Raw genomic sequence first — 21,218 nt, 5'->3', positions numbered from 1 at the left:
CGTTCCGCCGCACCCCGCGCGGTCATGTCGCGGCGGCCGCCGCCTGCGCGATCAGCAGGTCGATGAGCGCGATCAGCACGTCCCGCGAGGACTCCCGTTCCCGCGCGTCGCACAGCAGCACGGGCACCTCCGCGGGCAGCGTCAGCGCCTCCCGGATGTCCTCCACCGGGTACGGGTGTTCGCCGTGGAAGCCGTTGACGGCCACCACGAACGGGATGCCCCGCCGCTCGAAGAAGTCGATCGCGGCGAAACTCGACTTCGGCCGGCGCACGTCGACCAGGACCACCGCGCCCAGCGCCCCGAGGGCCAGGTCGTTCCACATGAACCAGAACCGCTGCTGCCCCGGCGTGCCGAACAGGTACAGCACCAGGTCGTCGGACACGGTGATCCGGCCGAAGTCCATGGCCACCGTGGTGACACGTTTCTCCTCGACGCCGTCCAGGTCGTCGACGTCCAGGCCCGCCATGGTCAGCGATTCCTCGGTGCGCAGCGGCCTGATCTCGCTGACCGAGCCGACCATGGTCGTCTTGCCCACGCCGAAGCCGCCGGCGATGAGGATCTTGACCGTGTCGGGCGCCCCGCCGTCGGCGGACGCCCGGACGTCGGTGTCAGAGCCGGCCAAGGCCTTCCCTCACTTTCTGGAGCAGGTCCGCATCAGGGGTGGTGACGGAACGCGGCGGACGGACGGTGATCCGGCCCGCCTCCAGCAGGTCGCTGAGCATGATGGCGACGACGCTCACCGGCAGGTCCAGCCGTGCGGAGAGCTCGGCGACCGCCATCGGCCGCTCGCACAGCCGCAGGATCCGCAGATGCTCGGGCTGCGGCCGGGCGCCCGTCTCGGGCTGCGGATCCACCGTCGTCACCGTGGTGATGAGCGTGAAGTCGGCGCGGCTCGGCCGGGTGCGGCCCCCGGTCAGGGTGAACGGCCGTACCAGCCGGCCCGACCGGTCGGTCCCGCCCACCCTCACACGCCTGGGTCTTCGGAGGGACCGCTGATGTCCCGCGGGGCCGCGCTGAGGTGCTCGCCGATCTTCTTCACCAGCATGTTCATCTGGTACGCCACCACGCCGACGTCCGCCTTCGGGCCGGTCAGCACCACCAGATGGGCGCCGGGTCCCGCCGAGGTGAGGATCAGGTAGCTGTGCGCCATCTCGATGAGCGCCTGGCGCACCGGACCGCCGCGGAAGTCCATGCTGACGCCCTTGCTCAGGCTCATCAGACCGGACGCGGTCGCGGCCAGGCGCTCGGCGTCGTCCCGCAGGAAGCCGGTGGACTTGCTGACCACCAGGCCGTCCTCGGACAGCACCACGGCCTGGTTCACGTCGGCGACCCGTTCCACGAGTCCGGTCAGCAGCTGGTCCAGCTGGGTGTGGGTGGCGGGCAGGGGGCGTGTCATGGCGGTGTTCCTTCGTCGGCGGTCAGCGGTCGGCGTCAGCGGTCGGGGTCGGGTGCCCGGAGGCGGGCGCGGGCACGCGGGGCGGCCCGTCCTCGGGCTCGTCACCGACGGCGTCCCGCGCCCGGAACGTGCCCTGCTGGAAACCGGCCAGGGACGAGGCGGCGTGCTCGGCGGTGAACTCGTCGTCGTACGGGTCGGCGGTGGCGGGGTCCTCGAGCAGCTCGGCGGCGAGGCTGGTCTGCGGCACCCGCCGGGGGAGCGGTGCGAGGCCGCCCTTGCGGGCGGGGCCGGAGCCGTTCTGCCGGGACGCGGCGGCCTGCTGCGCGGCGCCGGCGCGTGCGGCCCCGGTGTCCCCGGGCGCGCGCTCCGAACCGCCCCGGGCGGACCCGGCCCACGCGGGAGCGGGGCGGTCCTCGGCGGCGCCCGTGCCGCTCCCGTCGGCCGCGTCGCCGTCCTCCGCGGCGCCGGAGGCCTTGGAACCGGCCTCGGCGCCGTCACGGCCGGCCGGGGCGTCCTCCGCTGCGTCCTCCGTCGCGGCCTCCGCGCCGCCGCGCGCGCCCGACGCCCGTTCCCGCGCCGGAAGCGGCGGCAGGGACGCGTCCGTGCCGGAGGCGGTCCCCTGGGAGGCGGACGCCCCGTGCCCGGCGTCCGACGTCTTGTCGGCCACGACGACCACGTCGTGCGGGAGCAGCACGATCGCCGTCGTCCCGCCGTACGGCGACGGGCGGAGCGTGACCGTGACGCCGTGGCGGTGCGCGAGCTGGGAGATCACGAACATGCCGAGCCGCAGGTCGTCGGCGAGGGCCACCACGTCGAACTGGGGCGGCTCGGCCAGCTGCGCGTTGAGGGAGTCGTAGTCCTCCTCGGCCATGCCGAGCCCGCGGTCCTCGATCTCGACGGCGAGGCCCTTGGCGACCAGCGCCGCCCGCACCGTGACCGGGCTCGGCGCCGGCGAGTACACCGTCGCGTTGTCGATCAGCTCGGCGAGCAGGTGGATCACGTCGGCCACCGAGGGCGGCGCGAGCGACACCTCCTCCTCGGTGAACACCTCCACCCGCTGGTACTCGGCGACCTCGCCCACCGCGCTGCGCAGGATGTCGATCAGCGCGACCGGCTCGCTCCAGGTGCGGCCGGGGCGCTCCCCGCTGACGATGACAAGGTTTTCCTCGTACCGGCGCAACTGGCTGGCCACGGAGTCGAGGTCGTACAGGCCCTTGAGGACCTCGGGGTCGGTGTGCCGGCGCTCCAGCGCGTCCAGCTTGCTGAGCTGGAGGTTGACCAGGTTCTGGCTCTGCCGCGCGATGCCCAGGATGATCTTCTGGAAGCCGCGCCGGGTGTCGGCGAGTTCGACGGCGGTGTGCACCGCCGTGCGCTGCGCGGTGTTGAACGCCTGCGCCACCTGCCCGAGTTCGTCGTGGCCGTAGTCCAGGGGCGTGGTCGCCGACTCGGGGTCCACCTTCTCGCCCCGGTCCAGCCGGGCCACCACGTCCGGCAGCCGCTCCTGCGCCAGGCCGAGGGTGGCCAGGCGCAGCCCGCGCAGCCGGCGGGACAGCGAGCGGGTGATGCGCCAGGACAGGGTCACGCACAGCAGCAGCGCGAGCAGTCCCGCCGCGCTCAGCGAGGCGGCCGTCACCAGCAGGCTGCGCGCCTCGTCGGCGCTGCGGGTGAGCAGCGCGTCGGTCTGCTGCCGGATCATGGCGCTGTACTGGGGGGCGACCTTGTCCATGGCCTCGGCCCACCGGCGTCGCAGGTCCGGCAGTTCGACCTCACGGTCCTCCCCGTCGGCCGGGGTGGCCAGCACCTGGTCCTCCACCGCCTCGAGCGCGCGCCACTCGGGGGTCGCCAGGATCCGCTCGGTCTGCGTCTTCAGGTCGCCGCTCAGCGTCGGCCTGATCTGGTCGGAGACCAGCCAGCGCCGGGTGTGCACCAGCTCGGCGAACTGCCCCCACCGCTCGGCGTCCAGCCGGCCGGACGGCCAGGCGAGGGTGAGCAGCGCGTCCTCCCGGGACATCAGCTCCGCCGCGTGCTCCAGCGACACCAGCGGCTGCGCCTGGGAGGTGAGGTCGCCGTCGTCGACCTGGGACAGCTCCTGGAAGGCGCGGATCTGGTCGCCGATGACCGACGTGTACTGCTCCAGCGCCTCCTCGGCGGTGATGTCGTGCGGGTTGTCGATCTGGTCGCGGTAGTACTCCAGGCTGCCCACCGAGCCGAGCACCGAGTACAGCCGGTCCGAGATGCGCGGGGACGCCTCGGCGATCGCGTCGGCCTGCCCCACGAGCCGCGCCACGGACTTGTCGGTGGCGCGCCGCTGGGTCTGGAGCGCGGACCGCGAACCGTCCGAGCCGGCCAGCCAGTCGGAGGTCAGCGCCCGCTCCCGCTGGAGGTCGAGCGCGGCGTGCATGCCCATCGCGCCGGTGGACCGGCTCAGCTGGGTCTGGGACCGCAGCTCCAGCCCCTCCGAGAACATGCGGATCGTGGTCACGCCCCACAGCCCGGCGAGGGCGACGGAGGGCACCAGGGCGAGCATGATCAGCGAGAGGCGTATGGAGCCGAGACGGCGCCGGGCACCTGTCCGAGGAGACATCGTGGTCCTAGAGCGGTCGGGTGGTGGAGAGGGTACGCACGGCGGCCGTCAGCGGGTTCCGGCGGCGGCGAACCCGGCGACCGAGTCCGCCTCCGCCTTCGTGACGAACGCCGGCCCGGTGAGGACGGGCGCGGCCCCGCCGCTGACGTTGCCGTTGATCCGGTACAGCCACAGCGCGTCCACGGCGAGGTAGCCCTGGAGGTAGGGCTGCTGGTCGACGGCGAACCGGACGTTGCCGCCGCGCACGGCGTCCACGAGCTTCGCGTTCAGGTCGAAGGTGGCCACCTCGGCGTCGCTGTCCGCCTCCTTGACCGCCTCCACCGAGGTGAGCGCGTAGTCCGCCCCGTTGGCGACCACCTGGTCGATGGAGGAGTCCTGGCGCAGCCGGGCCGTGAGGATGCCGCGGACGGCCCGCATGTCGGTGCCGTCCACGTACAGGTTCTCGGTCGTGCCGTGGAAGGTCTTCTTCACGCCGGCGCAGCGGGCCTCCACACCGACGTTGCCCCGCTCGTGCACCAGGCACAGCGTGTGCTGGGCCTTGAGGTCGTTCAGCTTCTCGCCGACGGCGCGGCCCGCGAGGCTCTCGTCCTGGCCGAAGAACGCCAGCAGCCCGGCCTCCTTCCACGCGTCCAGGCCCGAGTTGAGGCCCACCACGGGGATGTCGGCGGCGCGCGCCTCGTTGACCGGGCCCTTCATGGCCTGCGGCTTGGCGAGGGTGAGCGCGATGCCGTCGACGCCGTCCCGGATCGCCTCGCGCACCAGGTCGGCCTGTCCGGCCGCGTCCGGGTCGCTGAGGTAGGTCAGTTCGATGCCGTCCTTGGCGGCCGCGGCCTCGGCGCCCTTGCGCACCCGGTCCCAGAACGCGTCGCCCTCGCTGCCGTGGGTGACCAGCGCGACCCGCAGGCCCCCGGAGCCGCGCGGGGCGTCCGCGCCGTCGCTCCCGTCGTCCGTGCCGGAGGAGGAGCAGCCCGCCACGAGCAGACCGATCACGGCCGTCAGGAGCGCCGTTCGGCGTCTCGGGGTGCGGCGGGACGGGGGACGAGTGTTCATGAGGAGCGCGGACCTCGCTGTACGGCAGAGCAGGTGCGGAGGAGAGACACCGACGGGATCGGGCCACCGCGGCGTGCGGCCGTCCGGGTGACTCTCGCTGGCCGGAGCCAACCCTGTGGAACCACTGCTCGTCAAGTGAACAGCCACGCGAAGTGAGGTGCTGCTGCCGCATTGTGATGAACCGTGAGTACGTGCGAGGCGGCGGCGAGGGCCCCGTACGGTGTCGAAACGGGCGCGCGCACGGATGTCCGGCGCGCCGGTTCGCCTCGCGGCGCGCGCTCTGTATGCCCCGTTTGTTCAACTGCGCTCGCCCGCCGGGGTGATGAACGCCAGCGCACAGTGAGTTATCGTGTACGGGGCGTGAGAACAACGGGCATGGGCGGTCGCTTTCCGGCCACAGGAGTGCAGTCGGCCACAGGAGTGCAGTCGATGACACGGCAGGTACGCGCCGAGAAGACCCGCGCGACGATCATCACGGCCGCCGCCGACCTGTTCGACCGGCAGGGCTACGAAGCGACCAGTCTCAGCGACATCGTCGAGCACGCCCGCGTCACCAAGGGGGCCCTCTACTTCCACTTCGCCGCCAAGGAAGACCTCGCCCACGCCATCCTGGAGCTCCAGTCCGCGACCTGCCGCCGGCTGGCCCGCGACACCGGCGCACGCGGCCGCACGTCCCTGGAGGCGCTGATGCGTCTCACCTTCTGCATGGCCCGCATGTCCGCCGAGGACCCCGTGCTGCGCGCCGGCCTGCGGCTGGCCACCGGCACCACCCGGCCGCGCCCGCCGCTCAGCCACCCCTTCACCGAGTGGCTCGACATCGTCTCGGCCCGGCTGGCCGCCGCCGTCGAGGAGCGCGACGTCCACGCGGACGCCGACATCGACGTCGTCGCCCACTCCCTGGTCTGCTTCTTCGTCGGCACCCGGGTCGTCGGCAGCGCCCGCGAACCCGTCACCCGGCAGCCCCGCCGCACCGCCGAGATGTGGCAGCTCCTCCTGCGCGGCCTGGTCCCGGTGACCCGCCGTTCCCGCTACCTCTCCCTCGCCGCACGGCTGGAACGGGAGACCGCCCCGCTGTGACGCCCCGGCGCGCCGCGCCCCGGCGGGTTACGGTGAGCCCCATGCCCGACACCCCCGCCGCCCCCGTGATCGTCGCCGACGAGCCCGGCACCTTCCCGTACGGCGTGCTGGCCGAACGGCACCCCGCGATCGTCCGCCAGGTCGCCGAGGACACCCCCTACGGCCCGGAGCCGCGCCGCGCGCTCGACGCCCTGCGCACCGACTGCACCGAGGGCGTCATCACCCCGCTGCCCGGCGACGCCCACGACCACGACCGCTGGGCGGCCTGGGGCATGGACGCCCACGCCGGGCGCTCCTGGCACGACGTGCCCTGGCTGTGGTCCGAGAGCTGGTTCTACCGCCAACTGCTCCAGGCCACCGGCTACTTCGAACCCGGCCCCTGGCAGGGCGTCGACCCCTTCCGCCCCGCCAAGCTCGCCGAGCTCGACGCGCCCGCCACGGACGACGAACTCGCCGCACTCGACGCCCTCGAGGACCTCCCCGAGGACGAGCGCGCCCGCGCCCTGCTGCACGGCTCCCTCTGGGGCAACCGCGCCGACCTGGGATTCCGCATGTCCGCCGAGGGCGCCGAGGAGTCGGCCGCCGTCCCCGCCCTCGTCGCCGACGACAGCGACCGCCTGTGGTCCCTGCTCGACGGCTCCCCGCCCGGCGCCCTCTGCCTGGTCGCCGACAACGCGGGCCGCGAACTCGTCCCCGACCTCCTGCTGATCGCCCACCTGCTCGCCCACGGCCGCATCACCCGCGCCGTTCTGCACGTCAAGCCGCACCCGTACTACGTCTCCGACGCCACCACCGCCGACGTCCTCGACGCCGTACGGCGCCTCACCGCCGCCAAGGGCGCCGCCGGGGTGTACGGACGGGGCCTGCGCGCCGCCCTCACCGACGGCCGGCTCGCACTGCGCGCCCACCCGTTCTCCTGCGCGCCCCTGCCGTACGCCGACATGCCGGACGACCTGCGCGCCGACTTCGCCGCCGCGACCGTCACCGTCCTCAAGGGCGACCTCAACTACCGCCGCCTCGTGGGCGACCGGTACTGGCCGGCGACCACCCCGTTCGCCGACGTCACCGCCTACTTCCCGGGCCCCGTCGCCGCCCTGCGCACCCTCAAGTCCGAGGTGATCACCGGACTGGACCCGCGGACGGAGGCGGCGCTGGACGCGGACGAGGGCGGACGCTGGCGCACCGGCGGCACCCACGCGCTGATCCAGGTACGGACCTGAGCCCTCAACTCCCGTCTCCGGGCAGGTTTCACGCGAAGGTGTGATCATGAAGCGGCCGGTGGATGCGGCCGGAGCGGCACGGGTAGCCCCCGGCCATGACGCAGCCCTTCGAACTCCCGCACTTCTACATGCCGCACCCCGCGCGCCTCAATCCGCACGTGGACCAGGCCCGGGCCCACTCCACGGCCTGGGCGCGCGAGATGGGCATGCTGGAGGGCAGCGGGGTCTGGGAGCAGGCCGACCTCGACGCGCACGACTACGGCCTGCTCTGCGCCTACACGCACCCCGACTGCGACGGCCCCGCGCTGTCCCTGATCACCGACTGGTACGTGTGGGTGTTCTTCTTCGACGACCACTTCCTGGAGAAGTACAAGCGCACCCAGGACCGCGTCGGCGGCAAGGCCCACCTGGACCGGCTGCCGCTGTTCATGCCCCTGGAGCCGGGGACGCCCGTCCCCGAGCCGGAGAACCCGGTCGAGGCGGGCCTCGCCGACCTGTGGGCGCGCACCGTGCCGGCGATGTCCGCCGGCTGGCGCCGCCGGTTCGCCGTCGCCACCGAGCACCTCCTCAACGAGTCCCTGTGGGAGCTGTCCAACATCAACGAGGGGCGGGTCGCCAACCCCGTCGAGTACATCGAGATGCGCCGCAAGGTGGGCGGCGCCCCCTGGTCGGCCGGGCTCGTGGAATACGCCACCGCCGAGGTGCCGGCCGCCGTCGCCGGGACCCGTCCGCTGCGGGTGCTCATGGAAACGTTCTCCGACGCCGTGCACCTGCGCAACGACCTGTTCTCCTACCAGCGGGAGGTCGAGGACGAGGGCGAGCTCAGCAACGGCGTCCTCGTCCTGGAGACCTTCTTCGGCTGCACCACGCAGCAGGCCGCCGACATCGTCAACGACGTCCTCACCTCCCGGCTGCACCAGTTCGAGCACACCGCGTTCACCGAGGTGCCCGCCGTCGCCCTGGAGCAGGGCCTCACCCCCGCGGAGACCGCCGCCGTCGCCGCGTACGCCAAGGGGCTCCAGGACTGGCAGGCCGGCGGCCACGAATGGCACCTGCGCTCCAGCCGCTACATGAACCGGAACGCCCGCCCCGGCGCCTCCTGGCAGACCCTGGCCGGCACCGGCACGTCCGCCGCCGACGTCGGCGCGCTGCTCGCCCGGGCGGGCGCCGAGCGGCTGCGCCCCTACCGGCACGTGCCGTACCGGAAGGTCGGGCCGTCGGTCATCCCGGACATCAGGATGCCGTTCCCGCTGTCCCTCAGCCCCGCCCTCGAGGGCTCCCGGCGACACCTCCTGGAGTGGTCGCACCGCATGGGCATCCTCGGTGAGGGCGTCTGGGACGAGGACAAGCTCGCCAGCTGCGACCTGCCCCTGTGCGCGGCGGGCCTGGACCCGGACGCCACCCAGGAGCAGCTCGACCTCGCCTCCGGCTGGCTGGCCTTCGGCACCTACGGCGACGACTACTACCCGCTGGTGTACGGCCACCGCCGCGACCTGGCCGCCGCACGGCTGACCACGGCCCGGCTGTCGGCCTGCATGCCGCTGGACGGCGAGGACGTCCCGCCGCCCGTCAACGCCATGGAGCGGTCCCTCATCGACCTGTGGGCCCGCACCACGGCCGGGATGACGCCCGAGCAGCGCCGCCCCCTCAGGACGGCCGTCGACACGATGACCGAGTCATGGGTGTGGGAGCTGTCCAACCAGATCCAGAACCGCGTCCCCGACCCGGTGGACTACCTGGAGATGCGCCGCGCCACCTTCGGCTCCGACCTCACCCTCGGGCTGTGCCGCGCCGGACACGGCCCCGCGGTCCCTCCCGAGGTGTACCGCACCGGGCCCGTCCGCTCCCTGGAGAACGCGGCGATCGACTACGCCTGCCTGCTCAACGACGTGTTCTCGTACCAGAAGGAGATCGAGTTCGAGGGAGAGATGCACAACGCGGTCCTCGTCGTGCAGAACTTCTTCGGCGTCGACTACCCGGCCGCGCTGCGTGTCGTCGCGGACCTGATGAACCAGCGCATGCGCCAGTTCGAGCACGTCGTCGCGCACGAACTGCCCGTCGTCTACGACGACTTCCAGCTGTCGGAGGAGGCGCGGGAGATCATGCGGGGCTATGTGACCGACCTCCAGAACTGGATGGCGGGCATCCTCAACTGGCACCGCAACGTGGACCGGTACAAGGACGAGTACCTGTCCCGGCGCGTGCACGGCTTCCTGCCGCACCGGTCCCCGGCGCCCCCCGTCCTCGTCTGACGCGGTCCCATGGAGCAGCCCGTACTGCGGCCCCGGCCGATGCCCGGCGCCCGCGCCGGCGCCCGGCCGGGCCCCGGCCCCGTCCCTCCCGCCGCCGAGCCGCCGCCTCCCGGGCGGTCGCGCGGGCGGCGGGCGGCTGCCGTCCTCATCGGCGCGGCGGCGGGGCTGGTGCTGCTGCTGGCCGGCGCCGGCCTGGGCGTCCTGGGGGCCGCCCTGACGGGACCGACGTGGCCGCCGGGGACCGCCCCCGCGTCCGCGCCGGCCCTGTCCGCCCGGCTCGGGGTGGTGGTGACCGACGACAGCCGTCCTGGGGCCCTGGTGGTCGGCGTGCAGGTCCCCGGCCCCGGCTTCGCGGCCGGCCTCCGGGAGGGCGACCTGCTGCTGTCCTGCGGCCCCGCCCGCGTCGACACGGCCGCGGACCTGGCCCGCGCCCTGGCACGCACACCACCGGGCACGGAGATCCGCCTGACCGTCCGGCACCCCTCGGGCGGGTACCGGCAGCTGACGGCGGTTCCCGGGATTCTCACGTGAGGGAGGGCCCGGGGTATGGCGGAGCGGGGGATTCCGTCCCCGGAGGGGGTGACTCCGGGGGCAACCCCGGCAACCGGCTCGCGCCGCACCCGTTCGGCGGGCAGGATGCTGCCCGTAACCCGACGTCCGCCCTGGGAGGCACCCGGATGACCGGCACCGCGCCCGTGCCCTTCACCGCCGACGACTACAAGGCCCGCATGGAGCGGGCCGCGCGGCAGGCCGCCGAGGCCGGACTCGCCGGGCTGCTCGTCGCCCCGGGCCCGGACATGGTGTGGCTCACCGGGTACACGCCGCCCGCCGACACCGAGCGGCTCACCCTGCTGGTCCTCGCCCCCGGCCGGGAACCCGAGCTCGTCGTCCCCGCCCTGGAGGCCCCGGACGCCGGGCGGGCCACCGGCGCGCCCGCCCTCACCCTGCGCGACTGGACCGACGGCAAGGACCCCTACGCCCTCACCGCGGCCCTCCTGGACGACCGGGGGCGGTTCGGCGTCAGCGACAACGCCTGGGCGCTGCACCTCCTGGCCCTCCAGCGGACGCTCCCCGACGCCTCGTACGTCGCCCTCACCGAGGCCCTGCCGATGCTGCGCGCCGTGAAGGACGCCGCGGAACTGGAGCGGCTCGCCGCGGCCGGCGCCGCCGCCGACGCCGCGTTCGAGGAGATCAGGACCGTGCGCTTCTCCGGCCGCCGGGAGTCCGAGGTGGCCGCCGACCTCGCCGCGCTGCTGCGCCGGTTCGGCCACTCCCAGGTCGACTTCACCATCGTCGCCTCCGGTCCCAACGGCGCCAACCCGCACCACGAGGCAGGGGACCGCCGTATCGAGCGCGGCGACATGGTCGTCCTCGACTTCGGCGGTCTGAAGGACGGCTACGGCTCCGACACCTCCCGCACCGTGCACGTCGGCGAACCCACCGACGAGGAGCGCCGGGTGCACGACCTGGTGCGCGAGGCGCAGGAGGCGGGGTTCCGGGCGGTGCGGCCGGGGGCCGCCTGCCAGGACGTCGACCGGGCGGCCCGCAGGGTCATCGCCGACGCCGGGTACGGCGAGTACTTCATCCACCGCACCGGGCACGGCATCGGCGTCACCACCCACGAGCCGCCGTACATGATCGAGGGCGAGGAGCAGCCGCTCGTCCCCGGCATGTGCTTCTCCGTCGAGCCGGGCGTCTATCTGCCGGGGCGGTTCGGGGTGCGGATCGAGGACATCGTGACCGTCACGGAGGACGGGGGCCGGCGGCTGAACGACACGGAGAGGGAGCTGGTCACAGTGGACTGAGCGGCCCCTCCCTCCCGTCCCAGCCGGCTCTCCCCCCCCCGTCCCTCCCATGCCTCTCCCGAACGGCGATGGCGCGACCATGACCCAGGCACCGACACCCACCGTTGACACCGTCCGCCGACTGGCCCGGTCCCTGCTCAAGGACAGCGGGCACGGCGGAAGCGGGTCCGCCGCCGCCCTCGACGTGCGGCCCGCCGGCGAGGGCGACGCGCCCACCACCTGGTGGGTCGGCACCCGGTACGTGCTGCACCTCGCCCCGGACCGCGCGACCGGCGCGCGGTGGCGCCGCGAGCTGCGGCTGCGCGAGCTGGTGCGCCCGCACGTGCCGGTCGCGCTGCCCGTCGGGGTGGCGCAGGGCGAGTGGGCGCCCGGGCTGCTGTGCACCCTGGACACCCGGCTGCCCGGCGGCACGGCGGAGGAGAACACCGTGACCGCCGTCGGCGAGACCGACCTGGCGGGACTGCTCACCGGGCTGCACCAGATGCCGCTGCGGCAGGCGGAGTCGCTGGGCGTGCCCCGCGTGCCCCCGCGCTCACTGGAGACGCTGCGGCGGGCCGCCGGGGAGGCCGTCGAACTGCTCGACAGGGCCGACGAGTTCGAGGCGGCGCGGCTGCGCCAGTTCACCCAGGCCGCGACGGTGCAGCTCGCGGCGCAGGCCGGTTCGGCGGTGCTGGTGCACCACGCCCTGACGGGCGGGAACCTGGTCGTCGGCGGTGACGGCCGGGTGCGGGGGGTGCTCGGCTGGGACTCGGCGGTGGTCGGCGACCCGGCCGAGGACATCGCGGGCCTGGCCCGCGCCGTGGGCGCCCCCGCCGCCGTCCGCGCGGCCACGCTGGCGGGCTACGGCGCCCGCCCCTGCCTGCGCGGCCTCTGGCTGGCCCGCTGCGACTGCGTCATCCACCTCGCCGAGGCCCTGGTCCACAACGCGACGGCGACCCTCCCGCTGCTCCGCACCCGCCTGCGCCGCGCCTGGGAACCGATCATGCTGGAACGCGTCACCGACTTCCGGGACAGCGACGCGGCACCGTAGGCGCGAGGGGAGCGGGGGCCGTCCCCCCCTTCCCCCGCCTCACTCCTGAAGCAGCACCACCGCCGACTCCGCCGGCAGCCGCAGCAGACCGTCCGCGCCCGGAGCGTCCACCGGCTCCCACGCCGCCAGAACGCGGGCCTCGCGGGAACCCAGGGGGATGTCGGCCGGGGCGGTGCCCAGGTTCACGGCCACGCGGACGTCGCCGCGGCGGAAGGCCAGCCAGCGCCGGTCCTCGTCGTAGGCCACCTTGGTGTCGGCGAGGTCCGGGTCGGTAAGGTCGGGCTGGTCGCGGCGGACCGCGAGGAGTTGCCGGTACCACGCCAGCATCCGCGCGTGCGGCTCCCGCTCCGGCTCGGACCAGTCCAGGCAGGAGCGGTCACGGGTGACCGGGTCCTGCGGGTCGGGCACGTCCTGCTCCGCCCACCCGTGCGCCGCGAACTCCCGCCGCCGGCCCTCGCTGACCGCCTTCGCCAGCTCCGGGTCGGTGTGGTCGGTGAAGAACTGCCACGGCGTGCCCGCCGCCCACTCCTCGCCCATGAACAGCATCGGCGTGAACGGCGCGGTCAGCGTCAGCGCCGCCGCGCACGCCAGCAGCCCGGGGGAGACCAGCCCGGCCAGCCGGTCGCCCTGGGCGCGGTTGCCGACCTGGTCGTGCGTCTGGCTGTAGCCCAGCAGCCGGTGCGCGGCCACGCGGGTGCGGTCCAGCGGCCGCCCGTGGTGCCGGCCCCGGAAGCTGGAGTACGTGCCGTCGTGGAAGAAGCCGCCGGTGAGCGTCTTGGCCAGGGCCGTCAGCGGGGCCCGGGCGAAGTCGGCGTAGTAGCCCTGCGACTCGCCGGTCAGCGCGGTGTGCAGGGCGTGGTGGAAGTCGTCGTTCCACTGCGCGTGGATGCCGTATCCGCCGTTGCCCCGCGGAGTGATGATCCGCGGGTCGTTGAGGTCGGACTCGGCGATCAGGAACAGCGGCCGGCCGGTGTCGGCGGCCAGCTCGTCCACGGCCCCCGACAGCTCCTCCAGGAAGTGGCGCGCGCGGGTGTCCACCAGCGCGTGCACCGCGTCCAGACGCAGCCCGTCGATCCGATAGTCGCGCAGCCACGACAGCGCGCTCCGCACCAGATACGCGCGCACCTCGTCCGAGCCGGGCGCGTCCAGATTGACCGCAGCGCCCCACGGGGTGTGGTGCGTGTCGGTGAAGTACGGGCCGAACTGGGGCAGGTAATTCCCGGACGGGCCCAGGTGGTTGTGCACCACGTCCAGGACGACGCCGAGCCCCAGCGCGTGCGCCCGGTCGACGAACCGTTTCAGCCCCTCGGGCCCGCCGTACGGCTCGTGCACGGCCCACAGCGAGACGCCCTCGTACCCCCAGCCGTGCCGGCCCGGGAACGGGCACACCGGCATCAACTCGACGTGCGTCACCCCGAGGTCGACGAGATGGCCGAGGCGCTCGGCGGCGGCGTCGAAGGTGCCCTCGGGGGTGAAGGTGCCGACGTGCGTCTCGTACAGCACCGCCCCGGGCAGCGGACGCCCGCTCCACTCGGCGCTCCACTCGAAGCGGTCGTGGTCGACGACGGCGCTGAGCCCGTCCGGGCCGTCGGGCTGGCGGCGCGACCGGGGGTCCGGCAGCACCGGGCCGTCGTCCAGCGCGAAGCCGTACCGGGAGCCGTCGTGCGCCTCGGCCTCCCCCCGCCACCACCCCTCCCGCTCGGGATCGCGCTCCAACGCGCGCGTGACGCCGTCGCACCTCAGCGTCACTCGGCCGGCCTGTGGTGCCCACACCTCGAACTGCACGGACGGTTCCCCTTCGTCTGCTCACCGTGATGAAGCGCCTCCATCGTGCGGCATGGGAGATCAATTCGCCGGGGGATCCGCCGTTTTGCGGCAGGTGTCGCCCGACGTGTGCGTGCCGGGGCGGCTTCCGGGGCGGAGGAGGGGCGGACGGCGAGGCGGGGGCCGGTCTTCCGTTTACGGGGTTTCTGGACAGCTCGCCCCCGACTGACCGACAATCACCGCGTGACGTCGTCCTTCGAGTTCTCCACGTACCCCGCGCGGCTCTCCGACGCGGAGCGCGACAAGGCGCTGAGCGTGCTGCGGGACGGCGTCGCCAAGGGCCGCCTGTCCCACGACACGTTCATCCGGCGCATGGAGCTGGCACTCGTGGCGCGGCGCGCGGACGAACTCGCCGCGCTCACCGCCGACCTCCCCCGCGAGAGCCGCCTGTCGCGCGCGGTGTTCGGCTCGGTCGAGGCGGTCTCCGGGTTCACCGTACGGCTGCGCCGGGCCTGGCGGGCCGAGAAGCTGCCGAAGCTGCTGCTGCCGCACCCGGCGCACGGGCACCCGCTGCGGATAGGGCGCGACCCCGCCAACGGGCTGCGGCTCACCCACGAGACGGTCTCCCGTGTGCACGCGGAACTCACCCACCAGGGCGGGCTGTGGGTGCTGCGCGACCTCGGCTCGACCAACGGCACGACGGTGAACGGCCGTCGGGTCGTCGGCGCGGCCGTCGTCCGCGACGGCGACCAGGTCGGCTTCGGCCGGATCACCTACCGGCTCGCCGCCAACTGACGCGTTCGTGACGGTCGTTGACATGTGACGGTGTTGACGCGGCCCCGGCAGTCGTGACTGACTGCAAGGGGACGGTGCACTCCCCGTACTCATCGCAACTCATCGCACCCCTGTACTTCCCGCACGGCCTGTACTTCCCGCACGGCCTGTACTTCCGGTGGACGACGGCGTCGCTTCGTGGAGGTGTGACCTGACGCCCCTCCTGAGCTATCCGACCGTCGACGAACTCGGCGCGCGGGCCGCCGCCCTCGCCGCCCGCCATCCCCGCGACGCGCGTCTGCGCCGCGTCGGCGTCTCCCGCGCCGGCACCCCCCTGTGGCTGCTGAGCGTCGGCCACGGCGGCCGCCAGGCCCTGGTCGTCGCCGGCCCGCACGCCAACGAACCGGTCGGCGGCGCCACCGTGCTGCGGCTGGCCGAGCAGGCCCTCGCCGACCGCCGTTTCACCGACGGCGCGGACGTCACCTGGAACCTGCTGCTGTGCCTCGACCCCGACGGGCTGCGCCACAACGAGCGCTGGCTGACCGGCCCGTACACCCTCGGCCGCCACTTCCGGAACTTCTACCGCCCCGGCTTCTCGGAACAGCCCGAGTGGCTGCCGGACGGTGCCGCGTCCGCCGCCCTGCCGGAGACCCGCGCGCTGCTCGCCCTCCAGGACGAGCTGCGCCCCTTCCTCCAGGTGTCCCTGCACGGCGTCGACGTCGGCGGCGGCTTCGTCGAACTCACCCACGACCTGCCGGGCCTCGACCGCCGGGTCGCCGCCGTCGCCGCCCGCCTCGGCGTGCCCCGGGAACTCGGCGCGTACGACGCCCTGTACTGGCCCGTTCTCGGCCCCGCCGTCTACCGCATCCCGCCCCCGCACCGCCGCGACCTGGCCGCCGCCATCACGGAGGCGGCCGTGGAGTCGACGTGGTACCACCCCTACGGGTACGGGACGGTCACCGCGGTCGTGGAGGCGCCGATGTGGGGTGTCGCGGCCGTCGGGAACGGCGCCCCGCACCCCGACCCGGAGGGCGAGCTGCGGTCCGTCAGCGGCACCCTGCGCCGCGACACCGGGCTGCTCGGCGCGCTGGCGGCACGGATCCGCCCGTACGTCGCGGACCTGCCGGACGCGGACCGGCTGCTCGCCCCGGTCGACGACTACCTCCTGGTCTGCCCCGGCCTCGCGGACGCCTGGGACCCCGACTGCGGGAACGATTCTGCGCATCCGCTGCCGCCCATGACGACCGCCCGTCTGGCCGCGCTGCGCCTCGCCGGGCGGCGCCTCGCCCTGCGCACGGCCGGTCTGCTGCACCAGCTGGTCACCCGCGCCGGACACGACCCGGCCGGGGCGCTGCCCCAGCTGGACCGGCTGATCGACGCGCGGTGCGCCGACTTCCGGGACGCGCTCGGCGCCCGCTGGATCGGCGTGGACCGCCAGGCGGAGTACCAGGCCCGGGTGGTCCGCGCGGTGTGCGCCCTGGCGGTACGGAGGCCGCCCGGAGCCTCCCGTTCGGGTGAGCCGGGCTGGGGTGCGGGGCCCGCCGTGCCGATGCACCGGGAATGACGCACACCTCGGTGAAGACGGCAGGGGCGGCGCTGTCCGCCGCCGCCCTCCTCCTGCTCGCCGGCGCGACGCCCTCCGCCCACGCGGACACCGCGCCCGAGCCGGGCAACTGGCTGATGCTCACGGTCACCCACGGGGACGCCCCGGCCGCGGCGGAGGGCGGCACGCTGCTGCGCTGCGACCCGCCCGGCGGCGGCCACCCGCACGCGGAGGAGGCCTGCGCGCAGCTGTCGGCCACGGACGGCCGCATCACCGCCCTCCCCGCGGAGGACACCCTCTGCCCGATGATCTACGCCCCGGTGACGGCCCACGCGGAGGGCAGGTGGCACGACCGCCAGGTCACCTGGACGGAAACCTTCCCGAACACCTGCACGCTGCACGCCCGCACGGGGGCGTTGTTCGCCCTGGACGGGACGTGAGAATCCCGGCGGTTCCGGGGCGCCGCGCCCGGCCCGGGTGCGAGTGAGGGCCGACCCTGACAGCGAGTGGGACCGCTCGGCCGGGGCGGCGCCGCACCGTGCCGCCAGGCCCGTGACGCAGCCTCACGGGCCCCGCCCCCTCACTCGCCGTGGCCCCTGACGGGCATCGCGTCGCCCGCACGCGGGCGTGGTCGGAGCCGGACCGGCACCAAGGCATGTGGGGACACCCCGCGCGGGGCGGGCCTTCGGCTCCGCAGGGGGCACGCGTGTCCCCACCCGGCCGGGACGGCCCCGGAGCCCGGCGAGGCGTCACCCTCCTCACCTCACCCCAACCCCCGCGCCTGACGCGCCGCCGCCACCACCGTGCGGGACTGGTGTTCCACCTGGTGGCGGACCGGGACCCAGCGGGCGCGGAAGCGGGTGGCGAAGGCGTCGCTCCAGTGGGCGACCAGGCGGTCCAGGCGGGCCGCCGCCCGGGCGTCCGTGTCGCGCAGGGCGCGTCGCAGCATCGCCGCCGCACGCAGCGGCACCCGGCGCGCGAAGGCGTCCACGCTGCCGACGTAGGCGCGGGTGCCGTCCGCGGGCGGGGTGCGGACCAGGTCGTCGGCCAGGCCCGGCACCAGCTCCAGCACCCAGGTGGCGGCCCGCAGCAGCGGATCCCCGGCCCCGACGGGCGGCGGGCCGGGCCGTACGTCCTCCAGCACGTGCCGCACCTCGCCGGCGTCCCGCAGCAGGCGCCGCGCGAGCGCGTGCATCGCGGTGTCCGGCGCCGGGTGCGGGGCCGGGTCGTCGACCAGGTCGCTCGCCCACATCGGCACCTCGACCACCGCGGTCAGACCGCCGTACCGGTGCGCGTGGAACCAGGTGCTGTGCCGGGCGTCGTCGGTCAGGCTCGGGTAGGCGGGCGCGGCCTCCGGCGCGGGCATCACGTGCACGCCGGGCCCCGACGCGGGCCAGCCCGCCGCGTCCGAGGCGCCCGTCTCGACGGGGATGTGCAGCTCGGCCGCGGACTTGGCGAACGGCTCCGCGAGACCGGGCACGTCCCGCGTCAGCTGCACCCAGCTGCCGCCCAGGTCGGTGCCGTGCAGGGACACCTGGAGGAACGGCCGCAGCTCGTCGATCACCCCGGTCAGCGCCCGCGTCTCCGGGGGCAGCCGGTCGGCGGGCAGCACCGAGGGCGCCCACTCCGGCTGCTCGGGCCCGGCGGGGCGGAAGAAGCCCAGGTGGTAGTCGTACAGGCTGCGCGGCGCCGGAGTGACGTGCAGGCTCGCCCCGTCGGGGTCCGCGCACAGCAGGAAGTGCCAGGAGACGCCGTCCCGCAGCTCCCGCTCGTACAGGGCGCGCCGGGCCAGCGTCAGCAGCGTCCCGTTGCCCGCGGGCTCGTTGGCGTGGGCGCCCGCCACGACCAGCACGGCGTGCCGGGCGCGTCCCACGGACAGCAGGTGCAGCGGCCGTCCGCCACGGGACACCCCCACCTGCCGCAGCACGCACAGTCCCGGCCACTGGACGGCCAGCGCCCGGGCGGAGAAGACCAGTTCGGCCACCGTCGGATAGCGCGACTCCCGCAAGCGGACCCACCCCCCGTCACCGCTCGCACTCGCACTGCGCAGTACCCCACGGCCGCGAGACGGTGTCAAGGGCGGTGCGGGGGAGCCGCCAGGGGGCGCTCAGGGGCACGCCACGGCCCCTTTCCCGCACGTCGGCCGCACCGCGCCGGCCGCACGTCCCACGGGTCCGCACCACCCCTGCGCCGACCGCGCACCGGCCCCGCACAGCGCCGCCACAGACGGAACCGCCGTCACCCCGGCAGCCGCTCCAGCAACACCGCCGGCGACGCGGCGAACAGCTCCGCCGCCCGTGCTTCCCCCTCGAACTCCCGCCCCGGCTCCCGGACATCGGCCCACCGCCCCCGCGGCAGCGGCAGACGGGTGTCGCGCCAGCCGCCCGACTCCGCGAGGCGCAGCGAGAGGCGGGTCACCGCGGTGACCACCTCGCCTGAGCGGGCGAACGCCAGGCAGTGGTCCGCCGCCGGACCCACGGCGCCCAGCGGCTCGTACGACGCGCTCGTGCCGAACACCTCCGGCCGCCGTGCCCGCAGCGCCAGCGCCGCCCGCGTCACCGCCTCCTTCTCCGAGCCGTCCCCGCCGTTCGCGCCGCCGTTCGCGCCGCCGTCCTCGCCGAACCGCGGGGGCGTCCGGTTGTCCGGGTCGACCAGCGCCCGGTACTCGCGTTCGGTGCCCTGGTAGAGGTCGGGCACGCCCGGCATGGTCAGGTGCACCAGCGCCGCACCCAGCACGTTCGCCCGGATGTGCGGCTCCAGCGCCTCCCGCAGCTCCGCCACCTTCCGCCCCGGCACCCCGCACGGCCCCGCCGCCACGAACCGCGCCACCGCCTCCTCGTACGGCGGCTCCTGCTCGGTCCAGCTGGTGAACAGGCCCGCCTCGCGCACATGCTTCAGCAGCGCCTCCCGCACCCGCCCCTCCCGCACCCGCCCCTCCCCGGCCGGGCCCAGCCCGAACACCGTCTGCCAGGCCGCCCACGCCAGCTGCGCGTCGGGCACCGGCTCCACGGCGCGGGACGCCTCCGCGAGGACGTCCGCCCAGCGTCCGGGGCACTCGGTGAGCACGTGCAGCGCCGCCCGCACGTCCGCGCTGCGTTTGGCGTCGTGCGTGGACAGCACCGTCCCGGTGGCCGGCCAGTCCCGCTGCACGCGCGCGCAGTACGCGTGGAAGCGGTCGGGACCCACCGCCGGGTCGCCCGGCTCGCCGCCCACCTCCGTCGCCGACAGCAGCGGCACGTAGCGGTAGAACGCCGTGTCCTCCACGGACTTGGCCCGCAGCGCCGACGCCGTCTGCGCGAACCGCGTACGGAACTCGACCTGCGCGGGCCCGTCCCCGTACCGCCCCAGCAGCAGATCCCGTACGACGTCCACCGCGCCCGCCTCCTCCGGGACGGCGAACGCGTGCCGGGCCTCGGCCGCGGCGTCCTCGGTCACCACCGTGGCCGCGTCCTCGGGGGAGTAGGGCCGGTACACCTCCAGCCGCACCAGCAGCTCCGTCAGGGCGGTGCGCAGCGCCCAGGGCGCGCGGTCCCGCAGCGCGGTCTCCGGGGAGGTCGCGCACAGCCGGGCCGCCACCCGGGTGAGCCGGTCGGTCTCGGCGGCCAGCTCGTGCGTGAGCACCTTGTACGCGGCCCGCCGCACCGTGGCGTCCCAGTCGCCGCCCCGGTCCGTCTGCGGGGCCGCGAAGGCCCGGTAGCGGTCCAGCAGCTCCCCGAACCCCGCCGGGTCCATGAACAGCCCGTCGACGTGGCGCAGGGCGTCGTAGCCGGTGGTGCCGGCGACCGGCCAGTCGGCGGGCAGCGCCTCGCCGTCCGCGAGGATCTTCTCCACCACGGTCCAGCGCCCGCCCGTCGCCTCGTGCAGCCGCCGCAGATAGGCGCCGGGGTCGGCGAGCCCGTCCGGGTGGTCGACGCGCAGCCCGTCGACCACGCCCTCGTGCAGCAGCTCCAGGATCTTCGCGTGCGTCGCCTCGAACACCTCGGGGTCCTCCACCCGCACCCCGATCAGCTCGGAGATGCTGAAGAACCGCCGGTAGTTCAGCTCGGTGCGGGCCAGCCGCCACCACACCGGCCGGTACCACTGTGCGTCCAGCAGCCGCGGCAGCGGCAGGCCGGCCGTGCCCTCGCGCAGCGGGAAGGCGTGGTCGTGGTAGCGCAGTACGTCCCCGTCGACCTTCAGCCGGCCCGCCTCCTCGCCGAGCGGCCCGCCGAGCACCGGCAGCAGCACCTGGCCGCCCTGCGCCTCCCAGTCGATGTCGAACCAGCGGGCGCGGGGGGAGGACGGGCCGTCGCGCAGCACCTCCCACAGGGCCGGGTTGTGCCGGGGGGACATCGCCATGTGGTTCGGGACGATGTCCAGGATCAGGCCGAGGCCGTGGCGGCGGGCGGTGCGGGACAGCTCGCGCAGGCCCTCCTCGCCGCCGAGTTCCTCGCGTACGCGGGTGGGGTCGACGACGTCGTAGCCGTGCTGGGAGCCGGGGACGGCTTCCAGGACGGGGGAGAGGTGGAGGTGGGAGATGTTGAGGGAGGCGAGGTGGGGGACGGCGGCGGTGGCGGCGGGGAAGGGGAAGTCGGGTTGGAGCTGGAGGCGGTAGGTGGCGGTGGGGACCGCGGGGGCGGGGGGCATGGGGGGTTCCTCCGTTCGGGGCACGTGAAAGTTCCTTCGCCCCCGCCGCCCCTTCCCGTCCCGTCCCCGGGGGCGCTGCCCCCGGACCCCCGCTCCT

The 21,218-nt window shown here is 74.8% G+C and carries 17 protein-coding genes; 9 read left to right on the top strand and 8 right to left on the bottom strand.

The window, feature by feature from the left end:
• Positions 1-22 precede the first annotated feature (22 nt).
• The 5 genes from ACFOSY_RS09760 to ACFOSY_RS09740 are packed head-to-tail and all read right to left on the bottom strand — an operon-like array spanning position 23 to position 5,030.
• Positions 23-622, bottom strand: a complete 600-nt coding sequence (locus tag ACFOSY_RS09760) for a GTP-binding protein (protein ID WP_394306348.1) — start codon at positions 620-622, stop codon at positions 23-25.
• Positions 609-962: a DUF742 domain-containing protein gene (locus ACFOSY_RS09755; RefSeq protein ID WP_394306347.1), complete on the bottom strand. Its 354-nt coding sequence runs from the start codon at positions 960-962 to the stop codon at positions 609-611. The genes ACFOSY_RS09760 and ACFOSY_RS09755 overlap by 14 nt, the downstream gene beginning before the upstream one ends.
• A gap of 2 nt (positions 963-964) precedes the next feature.
• Complete coding sequence (locus tag ACFOSY_RS09750; RefSeq protein ID WP_225655576.1) at positions 965-1,396, bottom strand: roadblock/LC7 domain-containing protein; 432 nt, start codon at positions 1,394-1,396, stop codon at positions 965-967.
• A 22-nt stretch (positions 1,397-1,418) separates the two neighbouring features.
• Positions 1,419-3,980, bottom strand: coding sequence for a sensor histidine kinase (locus tag ACFOSY_RS09745; protein WP_394306346.1), 2,562 nt, complete (start codon positions 3,978-3,980; stop codon positions 1,419-1,421).
• Positions 3,981-4,028: 48 nt separating this feature from the next.
• Positions 4,029-5,030 (bottom strand): substrate-binding domain-containing protein, encoded by a 1,002-nt coding sequence (locus ACFOSY_RS09740; protein WP_394306345.1) that lies wholly within the window; start codon positions 5,028-5,030, stop codon positions 4,029-4,031.
• A 429-nt stretch (positions 5,031-5,459) separates the two neighbouring features.
• On the opposite strand from ACFOSY_RS09740, the gene ACFOSY_RS09735 reads away from it, so the two are divergent.
• The 6 genes from ACFOSY_RS09735 to ACFOSY_RS09710 all read left to right on the top strand — a co-directional run bounded on the left by ACFOSY_RS09735 (position 5,460) and on the right by ACFOSY_RS09710 (position 12,414).
• Entirely contained in the window at positions 5,460-6,107 is a 648-nt protein-coding gene (locus ACFOSY_RS09735) for a ScbR family autoregulator-binding transcription factor (protein WP_225656069.1), read from the top strand.
• Positions 6,108-6,148: 41 nt separating this feature from the next.
• The gene (locus ACFOSY_RS09730) at positions 6,149-7,327 is read left to right on the top strand and encodes a damage-control phosphatase ARMT1 family protein (RefSeq protein ID WP_394306344.1); all 1,179 of its coding nucleotides are present in this window, start codon (positions 6,149-6,151) and stop codon (positions 7,325-7,327) included.
• 95 nt (positions 7,328-7,422) lie between these two features.
• A complete protein-coding gene (gene cyc2, locus ACFOSY_RS09725) occupies positions 7,423-9,579 on the top strand; it encodes a germacradienol/geosmin synthase Cyc2 (protein WP_394306343.1) in 2,157 nt (718 codons plus the stop codon).
• A gap of 9 nt (positions 9,580-9,588) precedes the next feature.
• The gene (locus ACFOSY_RS09720) at positions 9,589-10,110 is read left to right on the top strand and encodes a PDZ domain-containing protein (protein ID WP_394306342.1); all 522 of its coding nucleotides are present in this window, start codon (positions 9,589-9,591) and stop codon (positions 10,108-10,110) included.
• Between the two features lie 146 nt (positions 10,111-10,256).
• Complete coding sequence (locus ACFOSY_RS09715; protein ID WP_394306341.1) at positions 10,257-11,384, top strand: aminopeptidase P family protein; 1,128 nt, start codon at positions 10,257-10,259, stop codon at positions 11,382-11,384.
• Positions 11,385-11,463: 79 nt separating this feature from the next.
• On the top strand, positions 11,464-12,414 hold the full coding sequence (locus ACFOSY_RS09710; protein WP_394306340.1) for an aminoglycoside phosphotransferase family protein: 951 nt from the start codon (positions 11,464-11,466) through the stop codon (positions 12,412-12,414).
• Positions 12,415-12,453: 39 nt separating this feature from the next.
• On the opposite strand, the gene treZ is transcribed toward ACFOSY_RS09710, so the two are convergent.
• The gene (treZ, locus tag ACFOSY_RS09705) at positions 12,454-14,199 is read right to left on the bottom strand and encodes a malto-oligosyltrehalose trehalohydrolase (RefSeq protein ID WP_394306339.1); all 1,746 of its coding nucleotides are present in this window, start codon (positions 14,197-14,199) and stop codon (positions 12,454-12,456) included.
• Between the two features lie 222 nt (positions 14,200-14,421).
• Between treZ and ACFOSY_RS09700 the strand changes: the two genes are divergently transcribed.
• The 3 genes from ACFOSY_RS09700 to ACFOSY_RS09690 all read left to right on the top strand — a co-directional run bounded on the left by ACFOSY_RS09700 (position 14,422) and on the right by ACFOSY_RS09690 (position 16,935).
• Positions 14,422-14,973: an FHA domain-containing protein gene (locus ACFOSY_RS09700; RefSeq protein ID WP_225656075.1), complete on the top strand. Its 552-nt coding sequence runs from the start codon at positions 14,422-14,424 to the stop codon at positions 14,971-14,973.
• Positions 14,974-15,130: 157 nt separating this feature from the next.
• On the top strand, positions 15,131-16,516 hold the full coding sequence (locus ACFOSY_RS09695) for a M14 family zinc carboxypeptidase (RefSeq protein ID WP_394306338.1): 1,386 nt from the start codon (positions 15,131-15,133) through the stop codon (positions 16,514-16,516).
• Positions 16,513-16,935, top strand: coding sequence for an SSI family serine proteinase inhibitor (locus ACFOSY_RS09690; RefSeq protein ID WP_394306337.1), 423 nt, complete (start codon positions 16,513-16,515; stop codon positions 16,933-16,935). The genes ACFOSY_RS09695 and ACFOSY_RS09690 overlap by 4 nt, the downstream gene beginning before the upstream one ends.
• Before the next feature lie 323 nt (positions 16,936-17,258).
• Here ACFOSY_RS09690 and ACFOSY_RS09685 read toward each other — a convergent pair whose 3' ends face one another.
• Both ACFOSY_RS09685 and treY read right to left on the bottom strand, forming a co-directional pair.
• Positions 17,259-18,503 carry a M14 family zinc carboxypeptidase gene (locus ACFOSY_RS09685; protein ID WP_394306336.1) on the bottom strand — a complete coding sequence of 415 codons (1,245 nt, stop codon included), beginning with the start codon at positions 18,501-18,503 and terminating at the stop codon, positions 17,259-17,261.
• Positions 18,504-18,733: 230 nt separating this feature from the next.
• Positions 18,734-21,121 (bottom strand): malto-oligosyltrehalose synthase, encoded by a 2,388-nt coding sequence (treY, locus tag ACFOSY_RS09680; RefSeq protein WP_394306335.1) that lies wholly within the window; start codon positions 21,119-21,121, stop codon positions 18,734-18,736.
• Between the last annotated feature and the right edge of the window lie 97 nt (positions 21,122-21,218).

The sequence above is a fragment of the Streptomyces lusitanus genome, assembly GCF_042647945.1.
Lineage (GTDB): Bacteria > Actinomycetota > Actinomycetes > Streptomycetales > Streptomycetaceae > Streptomyces > Streptomyces pseudogriseolus.
The sequence above is the reverse complement of the archived record's forward strand: the minus strand, read 5'-3'. Positions and strand labels throughout refer to the sequence as shown.